At 31.5% G+C, this 17,226-nt stretch carries 18 protein-coding genes; 13 read left to right on the forward strand and 5 right to left on the reverse strand.

Translation table 11 applies throughout. From position 1 onward, the window contains the following. Nucleotides 1-95 precede the first annotated feature (95 nt). Both IGJ34_RS01475 and IGJ34_RS01480 read left to right on the forward strand, forming a co-directional pair. Nucleotides 96-2,144 carry a DUF1430 domain-containing protein gene (locus IGJ34_RS01475; protein WP_430597960.1) on the forward strand — a complete coding sequence of 683 codons (2,049 nt, stop codon included), beginning with the start codon at nt 96-98 and terminating at the stop codon, nt 2,142-2,144. Nucleotides 2,145-2,158: 14 nt separating this feature from the next. Continuing rightward, nucleotides 2,159-2,794, forward strand: coding sequence for a putative bacteriocin export ABC transporter (locus tag IGJ34_RS01480; protein ID WP_430597961.1), 636 nt, complete (start codon nt 2,159-2,161; stop codon nt 2,792-2,794). Between the two features lie 849 nt (nt 2,795-3,643). Here IGJ34_RS01480 and IGJ34_RS01485 read toward each other — a convergent pair. Both IGJ34_RS01485 and IGJ34_RS01490 read right to left on the reverse strand, forming a co-directional pair. Beyond that, nucleotides 3,644-4,000: a VOC family protein gene (locus tag IGJ34_RS01485; protein WP_430597962.1), complete on the reverse strand. Its 357-nt coding sequence runs from the start codon at nt 3,998-4,000 to the stop codon at nt 3,644-3,646. Nucleotides 4,001-4,064: 64 nt separating this feature from the next. Then, nucleotides 4,065-4,838 (reverse strand): helix-turn-helix domain-containing protein, encoded by a 774-nt coding sequence (locus tag IGJ34_RS01490; RefSeq protein ID WP_430597963.1) that lies wholly within the window; start codon nt 4,836-4,838, stop codon nt 4,065-4,067. Nucleotides 4,839-5,132: 294 nt separating this feature from the next. Between IGJ34_RS01490 and IGJ34_RS01495 the strand changes: the two genes are divergently transcribed. The 8 genes from IGJ34_RS01495 to IGJ34_RS01530 all read left to right on the forward strand — a co-directional run bounded on the left by IGJ34_RS01495 (nt 5,133) and on the right by IGJ34_RS01530 (nt 9,823). Further along, entirely contained in the window at nt 5,133-5,399 is a 267-nt protein-coding gene (locus IGJ34_RS01495; RefSeq protein ID WP_430597964.1) for a DUF3130 family protein, read from the forward strand. Between the two features lie 7 nt (nt 5,400-5,406). Further along, nucleotides 5,407-5,769: a hypothetical protein gene (locus IGJ34_RS01500; protein ID WP_208929529.1), complete on the forward strand. Its 363-nt coding sequence runs from the start codon at nt 5,407-5,409 to the stop codon at nt 5,767-5,769. Beyond that, entirely contained in the window at nt 5,762-7,216 is a 1,455-nt protein-coding gene (locus IGJ34_RS01505) for a T7SS effector LXG polymorphic toxin (RefSeq protein ID WP_430597965.1), read from the forward strand. Before IGJ34_RS01500 ends, IGJ34_RS01505 begins: the two co-directional genes overlap by 8 nt. Further along, entirely contained in the window at nt 7,217-7,717 is a 501-nt protein-coding gene (locus tag IGJ34_RS01510; RefSeq protein WP_430597966.1) for a hypothetical protein, read from the forward strand. Nucleotides 7,718-7,910: 193 nt separating this feature from the next. Further along, entirely contained in the window at nt 7,911-8,234 is a 324-nt protein-coding gene (locus IGJ34_RS01515; protein WP_430597967.1) for a hypothetical protein, read from the forward strand. Nucleotides 8,235-8,374: 140 nt separating this feature from the next. After that, entirely contained in the window at nt 8,375-8,791 is a 417-nt protein-coding gene (locus IGJ34_RS01520) for a hypothetical protein (RefSeq protein ID WP_430597968.1), read from the forward strand. Nucleotides 8,792-8,842: 51 nt separating this feature from the next. Further along, complete coding sequence (locus tag IGJ34_RS01525; RefSeq protein WP_430597969.1) at nt 8,843-9,148, forward strand: hypothetical protein; 306 nt, start codon at nt 8,843-8,845, stop codon at nt 9,146-9,148. A 285-nt stretch (nt 9,149-9,433) separates the two neighbouring features. Then, on the forward strand, nt 9,434-9,823 hold the full coding sequence (locus IGJ34_RS01530; RefSeq protein ID WP_430597970.1) for a hypothetical protein: 390 nt from the start codon (nt 9,434-9,436) through the stop codon (nt 9,821-9,823). A 484-nt stretch (nt 9,824-10,307) separates the two neighbouring features. Here IGJ34_RS01530 and IGJ34_RS01535 read toward each other — a convergent pair whose 3' ends face one another. Next, nucleotides 10,308-11,096: a hypothetical protein gene (locus IGJ34_RS01535; RefSeq protein WP_430597971.1), complete on the reverse strand. Its 789-nt coding sequence runs from the start codon at nt 11,094-11,096 to the stop codon at nt 10,308-10,310. A 785-nt stretch (nt 11,097-11,881) separates the two neighbouring features. Between IGJ34_RS01535 and IGJ34_RS01540 the strand changes: the two genes are divergently transcribed. Both IGJ34_RS01540 and IGJ34_RS01545 read left to right on the forward strand, forming a co-directional pair. After that, complete coding sequence (locus IGJ34_RS01540; protein ID WP_010761745.1) at nt 11,882-12,106, forward strand: helix-turn-helix domain-containing protein; 225 nt, start codon at nt 11,882-11,884, stop codon at nt 12,104-12,106. Between the two features lie 104 nt (nt 12,107-12,210). Beyond that, on the forward strand, nt 12,211-12,444 hold the full coding sequence (locus IGJ34_RS01545) for a helix-turn-helix domain-containing protein (protein WP_430597972.1): 234 nt from the start codon (nt 12,211-12,213) through the stop codon (nt 12,442-12,444). Nucleotides 12,445-12,562: 118 nt separating this feature from the next. Here IGJ34_RS01545 and IGJ34_RS01550 read toward each other — a convergent pair whose 3' ends face one another. After that, nucleotides 12,563-14,806, reverse strand: a complete 2,244-nt coding sequence (locus IGJ34_RS01550; protein ID WP_430597973.1) for a S8 family peptidase — start codon at nt 14,804-14,806, stop codon at nt 12,563-12,565. After that, nucleotides 14,806-15,864, reverse strand: coding sequence for an AAA family ATPase (locus tag IGJ34_RS01555; RefSeq protein ID WP_430597974.1), 1,059 nt, complete (start codon nt 15,862-15,864; stop codon nt 14,806-14,808). Before IGJ34_RS01555 ends, IGJ34_RS01550 begins: the two co-directional genes overlap by 1 nt. Nucleotides 15,865-16,176: 312 nt before the next feature. Between IGJ34_RS01555 and IGJ34_RS01560 the strand changes: the two genes are divergently transcribed. Then, a complete protein-coding gene (locus IGJ34_RS01560) occupies nt 16,177-17,151 on the forward strand; it encodes a hypothetical protein (protein ID WP_430597975.1) in 975 nt (324 codons plus the stop codon). Nucleotides 17,152-17,226: the final 75 nt, after the last annotated feature.

Genomic DNA, 17,226 nt, shown 5'->3' on the forward strand with positions numbered 1-17,226 from the left:
TGTGAAAAATGGTAACATTTATTCGACGTAGTGTAAATATTTTTTAATAAAAGATTTCTATTTGTTTGTAAAATTATGTTAAAAGGTGGTTTTTTATGGGAAGGCTAATTTTGAAGATTGGGTTGCTTTTTTGTTTTTTTACAATGGTACTTGGATTGATAATTGGAAATAATAATAATGAGAATATAAAACATGTGGATTCGCAATATAATATAGATGGATACAAGATAAAACTACCTGAATCAGCAGTAGAAAAAAATCCAGAGCTAGCTTTCAACATACTCTTGACTAGTGCGAATAAAAATAAAACGTCTTTCATTAACAGAGTGACAGAATATACTGTAAAAAGAGATCAAGGAGAAATTGATTTAGCATCGGATATTATTAAAGTAACCTACTTTATTGACGACAATGCTAAAACATCTTTTTTATCGAAATTTAACCCAAAAGTAATCAAAGGCAAGACAGAACATTTATTTAATAGTAATGTATTCACTGAAATCAATAAAATAAAAAATGTTACTAGGTCTGATATTGTAAATGGCGATTATTTTATACAGGGAACTGACACGCAGATACAAGAGATGGTACTTGATAGTATATCTACGTTTAAAAATCAAATGGGTTTAACAATAGTTGCAGAAGAATTGATTGATGATTCAATGACACTTCCAATTGAATTGATCCCTACTTTGGATATTCAAGCTTTACTAATGTTAGGAGTGTTATTTTTTTTATGTTGCTTAGTTATCTATAGTTTATTAGTAACACGAGACATACAGATACTAAGGATGAATGGCTATAGTGTACTGGAAATAGCCTGGCACTATTTATTGAGAGATATCAATGCTTGGATGTTGGCAACGTTACTCTGTCTATTACTTGCTAAAGTTATATTTTCAACCTTTTTATTGAACAGTCAATTACTAAGTATGCTTATCCTGTTAACTGCTATATTGAACCTGATTATTTTTATCTTGTTAAAGTCTATTTCTTTTTTGTCAGCAAAAAATGCTCTAAATTATAAAAATTATGATAAGGATTTTTTTTATGTCGTATATGCGATAAAAATTTTTTTTTTGTTTACAGTTATTACTAGTTTGAGTCCTTTAACAGAGCTTTTAAAAGACTCTTGGCGATATGCATCATCCCTTAGTCAACAGAATCTTCCTGAAAATTCTAAGGTAGGTATTTTTTATCCATTATTAATTGGTAAAGATAATAAAGACATAACATATAATACGAATGTGTTTTTCGAAAATTTGAGTCAATCCGCAGATAGAATAGTTGGAAATAAAGGGTTTATCATAGATATTTCGTCATATGAACAAACAGATTCATTCTTTGATAAGGTCATAAAAGTTGATACTACTTATTTAAAGAATCATATTAAAGTAGATTATCAAGATAAAAAAATTAAGACAGAGACTAAAGACGGTGAAACACTCTTTTTAATTTCGGAAAAGCTAAAGGATAGAAGGCAAGAAATTAGGGACTATTACAAAGCCAATTATGATATGACGATTACGTTTATTGTTATCTCTGATAAAACAAAATTGCCGTTATACAACAATAAAAAAAGAGAACTTACGGGTGCTTTATTAATTGAAGTTCTAAAAAGTCCAGAAGATATTCCTATTATTAAAGGCTTGGGAGGCATTGACCCATTGAAAATAGTGTTAGGAAATCGTTCTCCTGAATCGATGTATAAACAGTTAAAAAATAGTATAGATACAGAATATCTTGATGATAATTTAGTAAGCATCGTTAAATTATCTGATGTAAATAGAGTTATTTTATTAAGACAACTCGGAACGTTTTATATTTATCTATTTCAAACACTATTTAGTTTGAGCCTAACTATTTTTATTATTATACAATGTGCGATAGCCTATTATAATCAAAAGAAAAAAATCATAACGATTTTGAGAATACACGGCTATTCATTTTTTCAAACCTATAAAAATTTCTTTTTGTTATTACTGATTCAAAATACGTTGTTTATCCTATTGTTTATGGCAACATATCCAGAAAGATTGATAGGGTCATTTGTCACTTGCTTATTGTTGTCGATGATTGAATTTGTGACAAGTGTCATTGTAATCATTAAATTTGATAGAGTGAAAAAGGTTGAAGATAGTTAAAAGGAGGATTCGCTATGATCTTAGAACTTAAAAATATTAATAAAAGTTATCGAGATAAACCAATCCTAAGCAACTTTAATCTGCAAGTACAAAGAAATGAGATACTTGCTATTTATGGAAAAAGTGGCACAGGCAAATCAACTATTTTGAATATTGCGGGTTTATTAGATGATTTTCAAAAAGGAGAATTAAAACTACTTGGTGAAAAGGCGCCTAAAATAAACTCTAAGAAAGCACTACTACTAAAAAGAAATTGTATCTCGTACCTATTTCAAAACTATGCCTTGATAGAAAGTCAAAGCATTGGCAAAAATTTAGAGGTAGCCCTTCATTACACTGATTTTTCCAACAAAGAGAAAATTAAATTAAAAGAAGGCGCGTTAGACAAAGTAGGTTTATCGATACCTTTGAATAAGAAGGTTTATGAATTATCGGGGGGAGAAAAGCAGCGTATTGCATTGGCTAGAGTATTATTGAAACCAAGTAAACTTATTTTGGCAGATGAGCCAACGGGTTCCCTAGATAGTGAGAATAGAAATAATATATTGGATATATTATTTCAAGAACATCAGTTAGGAAAAACGCTGATTATTGTTACCCATGATCGCTATATCTTAAATCAATGTAATAGGCATATTGAACTGTTGTAACCTAACTAGAGCATAAAATTACTTGTTAGTGGACAGGCTTTAATTTGTTTCAATTTTTGTGGCTTACTTATTTGAACTATTATTAAACCTGATTTTTTTTACGTGCCAGATTTAATCGATTTTATTATATTCACGTAGAGTGTTTTTAAATAAATAACGACACAACTTCAATAATTAGAACGTTATCTAAATTATTGAAGTTGTGTAGTTATTTGCGTATTTATTGTTTCATTAACTGGCTCTGATGCATATATAGTTTTATTTGTTATGGAATCTATTGGGAAGAAAAAGCTTGGCTGGAGTTCTGACTGAGAATCATACTGCTAATTAACAAGCGCTCTTTCTATCTTTTTAAATCTATCGTTCATCAGTATCAGTTCGGCTAATACTGATGAACTTTAAAATCCTATTTACCGCTAGGATTTTAAATCAAAATGTTTTTCACTTTCTTTTTGGTTTTAAGTTTATGTGTTTCTTGAACTAATGTTTTTAGTATCCGCTCATGTTCATAAAAGAGGTTAGCGGGAATAGAGTGAATTTGGGTGTTGTTTTTTAGTGAACTGAATGTTTTGTGCCAGTTCTTTAATTGTTGGATTGAATGATTTAGTTTATGTAGGTCTTGATAGGTGATCGTTTTTACTGGGTGAGCCATGTTGAACTATCAATGGTAATCCCTCCATTTTATTTTATATTCGTTGATTACTATAAAATAAAAGAACCAAAAACAGTTGAGAGTAACCTTAAAAGTTATATCTGACTCCACCTAAGCATGATTTCTAAAATGTACAAACGACGAATCATTGATCCGTCGTTTTAGCGTAATATTCATTATATAAACACTATTTAAATCTATTCTTGAGCGTATAACCAATAGAACGATAACTTATTGCCATCTGGATCAGAGAAATCAACGTATCGAATAATACCTGGTACATCCTCTATCGCCTCGTCAACGATTACGCCAAGTGTTTTTAAACGTTCAAATTCTGTGTCTAAATCTTCCACTTCTAAACGTAAAACGTTCTCTGAAACATTGATTTTTTCTTCAAAAAATTGAATCCAAACCGAACCAATTGGATACTCAATAACGCCTTCAACAGGTATAAGTTTTTCCTCACTCATAAGAAGTTTTTCATACCAACTTGCAGCTTCCTCTAAATTACTTACTGGTAGACCTACAGTGATACTCTTTACATTTAAGCCCATAACTATTTCCTCCATTTCCTTAACGTACAATTATTTTATCATTTCACGGTCAAATAATATTATTCTAGATTGTGTTCTTTAAACTGGAGATCAAAAGTTTCCCCACATTCACTAATATTGGTGGGTCTTCTGGTATCGGTTCTCTCAGCTTAATCGTGTAATGATTGCCAGAACAGTTTGGGAAAGATAGACGCTCATCTTCTTTCCCTCTCAAGCTGTTGCCTAAGTTAAAGTAAGATAGAACATTAGTGGAACGGCTTATCCCACAAGCTAATAAATAATAGTCTCCATTTGGAATATTTTTCAATGGATTTCCGATTAAATTTTTAGTCGCTAATCCAGATATAGGCAGATGATTCGGGATAAGTGTACGGAAAAGTCCAATAAATATAATCCCCATCTCAAATCCATCCGGTACTTCAATCGTTACGGTGCAAAAAGACTGACTCTTTTCTTCAAAATGCGCTATCGACTGATCCTTATCATCCGTTTCAAAGCGTTTCATATCATCAAAAAGGTCACTCATTTCAGTCTTGTACGCTCTAGGAGAACTACCTGTATATTTTTTAAACGTATTCGTGAAACTACCGCTGCTTTCAAAACCTGAACGTTCTTGTAGGTCGAGTATTCGCTTTTCTTCATCAAGTTCAAAGATCGCCTTTTCAACTTTTAAACTAGAGAGAAATTCAGCAACACTGAATCCATTTAGTTCTTTAAATTTCCGACTAAAGTGATGTTTATCATAACCAAAGTGAACGGCAATTTCCTCACTGGTCATTTTTCTACTAACAGCTTCTTCTGAAATGAAAGAAAGGATTTCAGGCATTTTTGATTTCATTTTTGTTCCTCCTTCTCAGAGCGCTAGTTTCTAAAAGTCTTCTCAATAAATAAGCTATATCAATTACTTATTTTGCACGAAAAGAAAGAGTTTTTCAATAAAATTTAAACGATTCAATGATTTATCAAAAAGTTACAAGTACACTGAATAAGTCGATAAAGTCTATAGTTACCAATATGGTATTCTTATCTTACATAATATGTTTAAAACTAATGATATGGTTGGGCAATTTAGCTGAAAAATGACTATTATGTAGAGGATAAAATCAACTAATCGATCAAAGGAGACATTCAGATGGCAGATAAAATCAGTACCGATGCAGCAACCGTAAATTCCTTAACAAGTAAATTTACAAGCAGCCTATCATCCTTATCATTCAAACCAAAACAAGCAAGTAGCATGAGTTTTTCTGAAAGTAGCGCCGCTAGTGCAATGAAAAGTAGTGTTTTTTCTCTTAGTACCATCGTCTCAATATTCAAAAGCAACGCATCAAAAGATATTGGAAACTTAGAAAAAATACATCAAGCCATCAAACAGGCTGAAAAAAATGCAATAAAGTAGGTGCTTTATGGAAGAAAAACAACTACAAGTGAAAATCGAAGAATATGAAGGTCGAAAAATAGAGTTAAAGAAAAAAGATACTGAAAGTGATTTTCTACTCAATGATCTACAACGTGTTTACCAACAACAAGCAGAGATATTAGAAGAATTTCTCTATTACAGCAAAGGAACAGAAGCAGAACGTTCAGCTAGGATAGATTTAGAAATGCTAGAAGATGAACGAACAGAAGCGTTCAGAACCTTTGATGCGGGCAAAGAAGAGTTAACAGAATTAGTAAGTGAAACAGAACGTAAAAAAATCCAAGCAGAAGACGACCTCCTATGGCTGCAAAAAAAGCAACAAGCACAAAAGGAGGAGGAAGATGCCTAAATTTAGATATACTGAATGGCAAAAAGTTGCCAGTGAAGTGCAAAATTTACGTTTAACTGTATTAGATCAACTAAATTCCTTTAAAGAGGCGCAACAAGCGTTTCAAAGTGCAGGGAAATTATCTGGTACAGGGTGGGATTCTACTAAAAGTTATTTTGATGCCTACTCAGAAGTATCAACGACGGTAGGCAATGCCTTAAATACCCTTGATGATGCGATCACCTCTTACTTGAGCGCCTTTACCTCAGAAGTTGGACCAGCAGAAAATGATTTAGATACCGCAAAAATGGAAGGGCTAAAAGCTGAGTTACGTCGTTTACAAGCAGAAAATGATGTGATTATGGAAGCTTTGGCAAAAGCCTTTGAAGATGTGCCATTTGTGAACCAATTTTTTAATAAACAAAGTATGCTAGGAACCGCAAAGAAAATTGAGATTCTCGAAAAATATAGCGCCTTTGAAGCATCACATGGCAGTGATTTCTTAGACGTGCAGACAGTTATTGCTTCGATTGCCGAAGGGTTAGCTTTTCTAGGTAGTGCCGGGAATTTTTCAGGCGGGAAAGATGGTTATAAAACCATTGATTTTAAAAATCAAAAATGGTATAAAGCACTAAAGGACTTTAACAAAGAACAACCCAAAGACCGAATTGATGTGGTCATCAAAGAATTATCGAATGGCGTCGAATACCAGATTTATCGTAATGGGAAATTGGATGTTCAAAGAACAAAAGAATTACATGAACTGTTTCGTGTTCATAATGTTGAATTGTTTAAAGAGTATGGACCAGAGATTTTTAAAATACTTACGAATGTTGATGATATTGAGATCCTGTTTGGGAAAGATTCTACGACGATGCAGCGGTCATCTTCTGGTGTTTTCTTACTACTCTCAGTATTGCCGATTGATCGAGTAAAAGATATTTTGAAGTCAGCTAAGTTGCTTAGAAATGGCGATTATACGCTGGATGCAGTTAAGTTGACTGCTAAAGAGTGGGAAGCGTTGAAAGAGTTTGAGAAGTCGGCGGATGTTGTGAAGACTGTTGATAGAGGGAAAGATGTTGGGAAAGCTAGTGGGGTTGGAAACCTAAAAAGTCCAGAGCTAGGAAATAAACTTGATTATTTGTTTGGAAAAGCTAAAGGAAATAAGCATAACATTCAAAGATCACAAACTATGCAAAGTGAGTTAAGTAAAATTGGAATTTATGATACACCGAATAGCAGAGAATTCCTAAATAATCATTTAAAAGATGCTATTAATGATTGTTCCAATATTTTAAAAACAGAAACAAGAAGCTATGTGGCTAAAGAGTTACCAGGTCTGCCAACCGTAAATTATACAACAACTGTAAGAGAAAGTTTTTTAAAAGGTCCAAGTGGGGGTGTGAAAATAGAATCTGTTTGGGATGGAGACAGATTACTAACAATAATTGTTAAAGGTGGGAAATAAATGGATTCTTGGGAAATAGAGCATTATGAGTCAGCAATTGAGTTAGAGAAAAACTTAGGTAAGAATTCTTTCTTATTTAGTGAAGAAGTGTCTGAAAGTAACAAGTTTATAAAATTTAGTAACAATTTATCTGAGGTAGGATTTATTTATTATGATATTGGTTTGGAACCACAAATAAAATTATTACCTCAATCAAATAAGGTGTTTTTAGGAATAAATAGTATTTTTGCGTGTATAGACTATACTACTAAATCTGTGCTGTTTGAAGAAAAACTACCGTCCTTATTATATGATATATTAATAGATTCTGATTCAAACTATATTATATATGTTTGTGAGTTAGATATATTTATTTATAAAAATGATGGTTCTTTTTTATGGAAAATGGGATTTAGAGATATAATTGAAGATTATTATTTAGAGGGAAATGATTCTATTAGTATTGAGTGTAGTGACGGAGACAATATAACATTTTCTTTAGTTTCAGGGAAAGTGAGATAAAAAAGTATTCTATCAGTAGAGGGAGTAAAAGGATAGATATTAACGAATATGGCTAAACTCACACAAAAGCTGCTCGGACAGTTGATTTGCTATTTTAGTAGGATAAACTTATTGAAACGGTCTTAGTGAGTGAAAATCGCTGATGCCGTTTCGTAATATATATTTCAACTAGCTAAGTGAGTAGGAGATAAAAATGAAAAAAGAAGATTTGATAGAATTTCTGAGCTCTACAATAGAGGAAGATGCAATTATTTCAAGACTATATAACTTATTTCATATTGAGTATAAATATGAATTAAAGTTCTTAGATGATTTGGTTCAATATGGAGTTGAGAAACATTACTTTTCTATAGAAAGTGTAGCATATTCAGATGAGACATACGATATAGTAGAGTGGAAAAGTGATAATAATTATCAAGAAGTTATTATGACTGATCATGAAGAAATTGTAGAATGTCTGTTTTCAAGTAATCCACAGATACCAGAAGATTTCACAAAATTCCTAAGTAACAAATAATGTGGAATAAGTAAAGCGGGTAATCAAGTTATCAAAAGGTTTCATCGTAATTGTAAACTGTAAAGCTGATAAAACAGATATGCAAAAGCTAGCTAGATTTACTTCAAATTAAAAATATAAAGCTGTCCAATGGAGAAAATATGAACAACATTAAAATAGAAAAAAATTGGGAAGATTCAAATTTATTAGAAATAAAAGCTAGCGCTAAATCGAAATATATTTCAGCGTATCAATTATGCTACATTGAGAATACAGACTTAGAAATTATTGGAAACAGAATTAAGGAATTTTCTTTTAAATTTAATGATAGTTGTTATGTAGAGTTTGGAAAAAAAGAAGGAGATTTCACGCCAGCTTTTTCGCTGAATTTTTCTCCAGCAGATGCAACAGGAAAAATAGAAATAGAAGTAGACATGGAAATAGACGATAACGATGAACGTAAACATAGATGCTGTTTTTATCTATACAGTGAAATTGGTCTTATAGAGCAATTTGCTAATGGATTGATTCAGATGTCTACGCAAAATGATATAGATGAAATAAATTTAAATATTTAAGGAAAAATAGATCAGTTTAAATAATGTACTATTTAATTTAGGAGTACAGAGATGAAAAAAATAAAACTATATTTAGAGTATCAATGTTTTTCTATATGGATATATGTAGATGGGCATTTTCTATATAACGATATACCTAAAGAGTTAGTGAAAGATAAGGAATTAGAAAGAAAATTAGTTTCCTTACAGGAAAAATATAATGATTTATTTATTGATACAGATACTAGTTTCAAGTACATTGGGTTTAACTCAGATATAGAAAAAGAATTGTTTCTTGATGAGTTTAATCAAATAACAAATTATCTACAAGAAGCACTTGAAGGAGAATTTGCAATAGAGAATGAGATAAAATTTTAATTCATTTAGTAGTGGTGAGTTCTAGGGGATTTCCTCTAGGCTTTTTTGCGTTGTGTTAGTTATTAGAGAAAAAGAATAATCAGTCTAAATATCATGACTATTTTCATTCTACTGCTGATGTGTAATCAAAAAACAAGTAGCCGGTTATCTAACATTGTTGATTTTAATAGTATAGTAAATAAAAATGTATCAAATGAGCATCTTAAAAAATGAGTAAATTTAAAGTAGTTTTTTTTAAAAGCCTTATTGTAATATGATTTATTTGTTATCAAGGAAGGAGAACGGATGAAAAAATTTTGTTTAATAGGGATGCTATTATTGTTGGTTGTAGGTTGTTCAAAAATTGGTAGTGATACTAAAGATACAAAGGATGAAGACTCTCCAATTATTTTGAAGTTTCAAGGTATGAAATTGTTTATTAAAAATGAGATCAAAGATATTATTACGATTTTAAAATCAGAGACTGAGTTTTCAATAAAGAAAGATAACGAATGGGAATTGATTGATGAGACTCGCGGTCTTACAATAATAACAACAAATATTTTGAGTGAGGAAGAGACTGAATTGGATTTGACTAATGAACTTTCAAAACTCAAAGAAAAAGAGCTTAAGATAACAATCCATTACGAACTTAACAGTGAGAGCAGAGAAGAAAGTATAGTATATGTCAAATAGGGAAGAAACAGAAGGAAATATATTTTCTGAGAAAGAAAGAAAGTAAAACGAAAAACTTTGTTAAAAACTAGTATAAGTCGAAAAATCAATTGAATAAACTATATTAATTTTACAAAAAACAATCGTATGAACGTAACTATAAGTTCATACGATTGTTTATATATTACAGTTTAAAATTGTTGAGGAAATAAATTAATAGTAACGGATAAACCATACAAAGTATTACTAGCAAAACTAAAAAATATAAATACTTTTTTGAACAGATTACGGATAAAAGGATAGTTACAATCACATAAATGATGATCATTGTACTATAAATAATTGTCCCGCTACCAGAGAAATCATTATAGCTGGCTTTTGTTATTACACGTAATAGACAAAATGAAATTAAAAAAGCAAGAATGCCCCAAATTATATTAAAAATAGATCTAAATAGGTTCATAGTTTTACTATCCTTTATATTTTTTAATACATAGGTGGAGACCTATGCAGACCAAGTTCCAACATGAGCAGGTCTTGAATTAAAGTATGCTGGTAAATCATAAGGACTTACGATTAACGGTTGTTTCATACCTCCTACTTGAGCGGCAGCAGAAGAATACCAATACGCTTGCCAAACTATTTTAGAACAGTAGGTTGGATTCTTAGACCATATATTTGTAGTTATTCCATATGAATAATTTTTTCCTCTATAATTATTTATAGCCCACTGATAAGCTGCTTTGGGTTTGTATTTAGCAGCAGGTCTATAAATTTTAGTCCATTGTCCTTTTTTGCTCATATATTTTTTTGCCCAATCAATAATGGACATAGCAGCAGGCTTGTATCCACCACCTTGTATACTCAGAATAGTTCCATTGTTAAGAAAGATGCCGGCGTGTCCAGTTAGTCCACCGAATGAAGTCCCATTTGTGATCATAATATCGCCAGGTTGTGGATTACCAGCAATTGAGCGTGCATTTGAAGCTACAGGATCAGTCGGGGGTGTAGCAGTGGCTAACTCTCTGTACATCTCAAAAGTTACATCAGAACCTAAGTAGCCGTTCTCTAGCAAAGAGGTATATTGTTCTTTTAACTCAGTTTCCGTTTTTTGAGGGGCTAATGATCGAGTAGAACGTGATACATCCCGTTCATTTTTTTCAAATTCATCTAACTCTTTTCCAGTTAGTGCATACTGATCCATAACACTACTTAAATCATCAGCATATACTTTTTTTGACGAGGGGAGTAAAAATACGACAACGAACAACAACAACAGAATAAATTTTTTCATTAAGTAACAACTCCTTATTATTATGATTGGAAAATAATTGTATTATGAAACGCTTTCTCTGTCAATTTATTTTTCGTTCAATATGGAATTTAATTTGTTCTAAAGATGATGTATAATTTCGTTTTTTAGATTTGCTCAACAGATTAGTTCTCAATAGTTCACACGGAAGGAACTATAAAAAGTTGAAAAAATAGGTCTTATGAGGTTTAGAGGAATTCTCGCTAGCCTTTTTTGAGCTGAAATTAAGTTGTGTTATATATTAAAATGCTTTGTGTAAACATCATAAGATATTGGTATATGTCTGTAGATATTTTGCAAAAAAAACAAGTAGTTAGATAGCCAACTACTTGTTTAAATCTATCGTTCATCAGTATCAGTTCGGGCTAATACTGATGAACTTTAAAATCCTATTTTGCTGCTAGGATTTTAAATCCAAATGTTTTTGAGTTTCTTCTTGCTTTTAAGTTTTTGTGTTTCTTGAGTTATTGTTTTTAGTATTCTTTCATGCTCATAAAAGAGGTTATCGGGAATCGAGTGATTGTGGTTTTTGTTTTTTAGTGAACTGAATGTTTCGTGCCAGTTCTTCAATTGTTGGATTGAATGGTTTAGTTTATGTAGATCTTGATAGGTGATCATTTTTACTGGGTGAGCCATGTTGAACCTCCTAATGATTTCTATTTTTTCATTCATTGTTTTTGTTCTTAAATCTATTTTAGAGTTTATTGCTCTAAAAGTCAATAGAGTTTATAACTCTATCGTAAAATAATTAAAAAAGGAGACAAGTCATGCAGTATATAAAGCGGATAAGAGAATTACGTGAAGATAATGATTATACACAGAGAGAAGTTGCAGCGCTGTTGAGTGTTGGACAAAGAACTTATGCTGATTATGAATATGGGAAAACGAGAATACCTCTAGATTCCATGATTGTATTAGCTAAATTTTATAATGTTGATATGAATTATATATGTGGAATTAGTAATGTGAAGAACTCATTTCCTAAAAAATAGTTAGTTCAATGCTAAATGATAGATAGTTAATTTAAGAGTTTATAGCTCTAAAAAGTAATTGAGTTTATAACTCTAGGATAGAATAATCAAAAAGAGGGATGGCTATGGATTATATTAAGCGAATAAGGGCATTACGTGAGGATAACGATTATACACAGAGAGAAGTTGCAGCGTTGTTAAACGTGGGTCAGAGAACTTATGCTGATTATGAATATGGTAAGACGAGAATCCCTTTAGAGTCTATGATTAAACTTGCTAAGTTTTACAATGTTGATATGAATTATATTTGTGGGGTTAGTGATGTGAAGGTGCATTTTCCAAATAAAAAAGCTAGATAAAGCAGTGGTATTCTACAATGGAATACCACTGCTTTTATATCTGGCTAAAATGTGTCAATTTTTCGATATTAAAAATCGATTTAAATTGATAAAAAAATATTTGCCCCAGTATCTTCCACTAGTCATTAAATTCTATATCTTCGTTTATTTTTTTGTTTATATCTAGGCTAAATTGAACATCGAGTTCATTGACTAACCAGCCATTCAGATAACAATTTTTAACGAATTCATCAATTCTGTTTATTCCATTAATTTCTTTGAGAGTTACTACTACACCGAAACGAAGGCCTTCACCGTCTTTAGGATTTAATCGATTATTAGTCTTGACTTCCATGCCCCAGTTTTTATTTTTCTCATAAGCTTTTTTTGGCCTATTCCGACTTTTCGGTTTTTCAGCTATATATTTTACGTTATCCCATTTTCTAAAGTTGGATCTAGCATCAGATTCTAAGAGATAGTATTTTTCGGTATTTAAGTCTTCATCTTGATTTTGTTTATCCCCTTTAATATCATTAATCTTTCCGTGATCATTGATTCTTCCAAAATGAATATTCAGCTCAGTATTTGTGTAGTCAACGCCTTGAGTTCGATCACAGGTAGGGAAATAACACATAGTAGCTCTTGCTACATAAGGATATTTATCATCTTGAATTGGGATTGGAAAACTATAATTGTAGGTATTCCATTTTTCACTTATATCTGTGACCAAAAATTTGATTTCATCATCTTTTGTCTGGATGATATCTCCTATTTTTATTGGTACAGTTCCATGCCCATATAAAGAGATTTCTTCAACTGTAGGTTTATCATTCCAACCTTTGGCAGCATCTATAATTAATGCTTTAGCAATTTCTCTATTTAACCCTAGGACATCTATAAGGTATGACAATTTACGAGCAATCCATGGAGCTGCAAAAGATGTTCCAGCAACATTAGTTTCTCCAGAAGGTTCGTAAGCTCTAATGTATTGTTCGCTACTTCCACCATAATAGCTAACATCGGGTTTTGCAAAAAAAGATAAGGCAATTCCTCTTCTTGAATATTTTGTTGATAATCCATTTTTAGTTACAGAGTTTACCACCATACTATTTATTGAATCAGCAGGAGATCCTATTCTATTTATGTTTTCATCAGGCTTGTTGGTTCCTGCAATAACAAAAATGACATCATATTGATATTGAATTTGATCTAATATTGCTGCTTCAGCTGAAATAAAATTATCATTAATTTCCTGATTACTTCCTAATGAAATATTCCATACTCTTATGTCTTTGTTGTTTGCAATGATTTCTTTTATTCTTTTTATGATTGTAAAAGATGAGAAATTTTTACCTGCAGCAACACCAAAATGTCGCACCTGAAATCTACCACAATCATCTTCAAGCCATGGATTTAATCTTGGTCCATCTACAATGATTGATGTTACAGCGGTACCATGTTTGTAGTCATTCACTTCTATTGGATAGCCATTATCAACCTTTTGGTGGTATTCTACCCACTTGGTAAAATAGACAGTAGTGTCAAATAATGTATCAATGACACCTATTGTCGGCTCCGTAGTTGGCTCAGGAATATACATCGCTTTTTTTGGATAATTTTGAGTAAAGTCTGCTGGAGATAGAGTAGATAAATCAGTTGTCGACATTGCTATAAGATATGGCGCTTTCTCAAGTAAAAGCTCTATTTCATTTTTATTCAACAAAATAGTGTGGTCATCTAAGATTCTTCCAGATAAAATATCGATACCTATTTTTTTCAATAGTTCTTTTGTGTCCATCTTCGTATCATATAAAGTAACAATACTTTCTTGAATTTCTTGTGATGCTTGTTCTATTTCAAAGTCTTCAATATAAGAAACATCAGCTATTATTTGTTTAAACAGGGATTTACTTATAACTGAGTTATCAAAAGGTATACTGTTCATTTTCTTATGATTATCAAAAGTAACTTTGTTTATATGACCATCAAATTTACTATTTAGAACAGTTGTTGCATTCTGGAGCAAACGCATACTTTTCTCCACATCATCATTACTAATATAATAAGTGATGATGTGTTTAGTTTTACTGTTATTAAATTTGGCACCCACAACTGCTAAGTCGGAATGTTTCCCTTTAAGCAAGCCGCCAATTCTATTACTTTTGGCGACAATCTTATTATAGTGAACACTAATCAAAATTCCGCTAAAAGGTCTTGTTTCTTGTAACCAAAAAGCTCTAATTTGTCCTAGCTTATTCTGTAATCTAATTAAATCTTTATTTGAAACTACTTTTTTACTATTCATGCTTGCTCCGCCTCCGGTAAGGCTTCTAGCAGCTTGAACAAATCTTTTCCCCCTCAATTCCAATACTTTATTTGGCATTAGTTATCTCCTTCATTTAATCTTCTAGATACTGTACTTTTTGATTCACCTGTTAATTTTTCAATTTCTCTTACTGTAAACCCTTGTAAGTGAAGTTGTTTTATACTCGTTTTTTCAAGATCACCTATCAGATTATTGTACAATCTTTTCAAATAATCATAACTATTATTTACATCGCTAAATGCTAAAGATGTTTTAATGACATTCTTTAGTTCTCCCGGATAAGGTAAGTCTTTTGAGGTAATAAGTATCTTTCTGAATAGTCTCACATCTTTTGAAAGGTTTTGGAAACTTTTTATAAATGATGAAAAGTAAAATTCAGCAACTTCAATTAGATCATCCTTGCTGTATCTGTTAAAATTTATTACAGCATCAAAGCGTCTGGATAATGCTTTATCAAAATTGTTATATAAGTTTGTTGTTGCAATAATCACAATATCTTTATTTAGATCAGTTAGTCTATCTAGCTCTCGTAAAATAGCTGAAGTAACTCGTCCCATTTCGCGAACGTCATTACTGTTGATTCTATCCAGTGCGATAACATCTATTTCATCAAATAAAATAACAGTTTTTTCTGGGTAAGGAATTTTATTAATTTCGCTAAATACAGCAGATATATTCTTGTTTGTTTGCCCCAACTTGCTATCAATTAAGTTGTCAAAGTCTACATAGTACAAGGTACGATCAAGTAATCTAGCAACATGTTTAGCTGCCTCTGTTTTTCCGCTACCAGGCAGTCCTTCCAACAAGAACTTGTTTATCCCTATGCCATGATGGACAGCATTTATTATACCTTTTATATCATCCAATATCCCAGTAGGAAGTTTTATTTGTTCTGTTGTTTTTACATCTAGGACTTTCAAAAATTCAGTTTCAAAATCACTTGCTTGTGGAGCGTATAAGTTGGCTTCTGTAATTAGGCTCATAATATATTCTGCTAACTGGTAATCCCCTAAACTATCGAAGCTCTTAGCTATGTCAATGGCTTCGTTTCTAAAGGCATTTTCATTTCTTTCAACATGATACTTAATTAAATTCAATACATTTTGTTTTTTCACAATATGAAGCCTCCTATCTCAAATTAATATATCATATATTGGGACAAAAATCCATAAAATCGGGACTGTTTGCATTATTTATTTTTGTGTGATATTATAAATTACGAAGAAAAAAAGCAGCAGACTGTCAATCTACTGCTTAACGGATAATTAGATATAGTCGATACTTTCTCAGGAGCATCTCCAAATCAATGTTTGTCAAACAAAGTATAGCAACAATTGGGATTATTGTAAAGATTTTTTTAAGCAATTCTGCTGTACAGCTATATCTAATTTCCTTTTTTCTTACATCAATTAAAAGGGAGTTAAATTATGAATTTAGTAACAGATTATTTTGAACTGAACAAGAAACAGAGTGATATTGATTTTGTTGATGTTAACATGGACGGGGACAGTAAGTTATTTATTAATCCTGCTTTACTATGTGAGTCAACAGATGTTGATATTTCATTAATCGGACCGAAGAAGGTTGATTCTTTCTTTAAAAAAATATTTGAGCTGTACATTGCTGGACATAGAAGACAAGCTTTAGAAGAATTGTTTGAAAATTCTAAAGAAAGTAGTGCCAATCATTTGGGTTACTCCAAAGGTTACTCTAGAGGGAATGGGGCCTCTAAGCAGGCTTTAGCTAAGCTTTTTGATACGATACAAAAAACGGGTGCTCTGGCACAAGATATTATGATACAGCCAATATCAATTTTGATCTTTGCACATGATTTTGGACCAGATCGTATGTCAGATTTAATTGTTAGTATTCTAAAGAAAGAACTTGTTTCATATACATTAAAAGAAGCTAAGAGGTTGAATATCCCAATTGAGAGTGAAATAATCAGTTATGGTGAATACTGGGATTGTGAGACATCATCTTGGAAAGAAATCAGTGGAGAATGGGTTAAAGGTTCAGATGGGAAACCGTTAATATTTACACCAAAGCAAACAGCTTCCAGTCAATATGGTTTTTCTGTTAACGATTATGTTCGCAAAACAGTTTGGACATGGAGAAAATCTTATCATGTTGAGAAGCAAACTTCATTAGCTAGAACAAAATATGATGAGAGTGGGAAAATGAGCTATGTTGAACCCACTGCGAAAAATTTACAAGAAGCAGAAATAGACAAACCTTATGGGAATGTATCTGGTAAGTGGAAATTATATGCACTAGAAATGACAATCCAAAATCCTAAATTGTATAGTCAATATTTTGGTAATTTTACCAATACTGGCTTGATAAATAAAAATAAATCTTTAACTGATGACGAGATTTCTGAAATTATTAAAAATGGTTAAGTAATACAGGTAATACACTCCTGAGAAAGTTTCCATTGTAAGAGTTTATCTATTGAAGATAAACTTTTTTTATTG

The sequence above is a fragment of the Enterococcus sp. AZ177 genome (genome assembly GCF_050544585.1).
In the GTDB taxonomy this organism is placed as follows: domain Bacteria; phylum Bacillota; class Bacilli; order Lactobacillales; family Enterococcaceae; genus Enterococcus_L; species Enterococcus_L plantarum.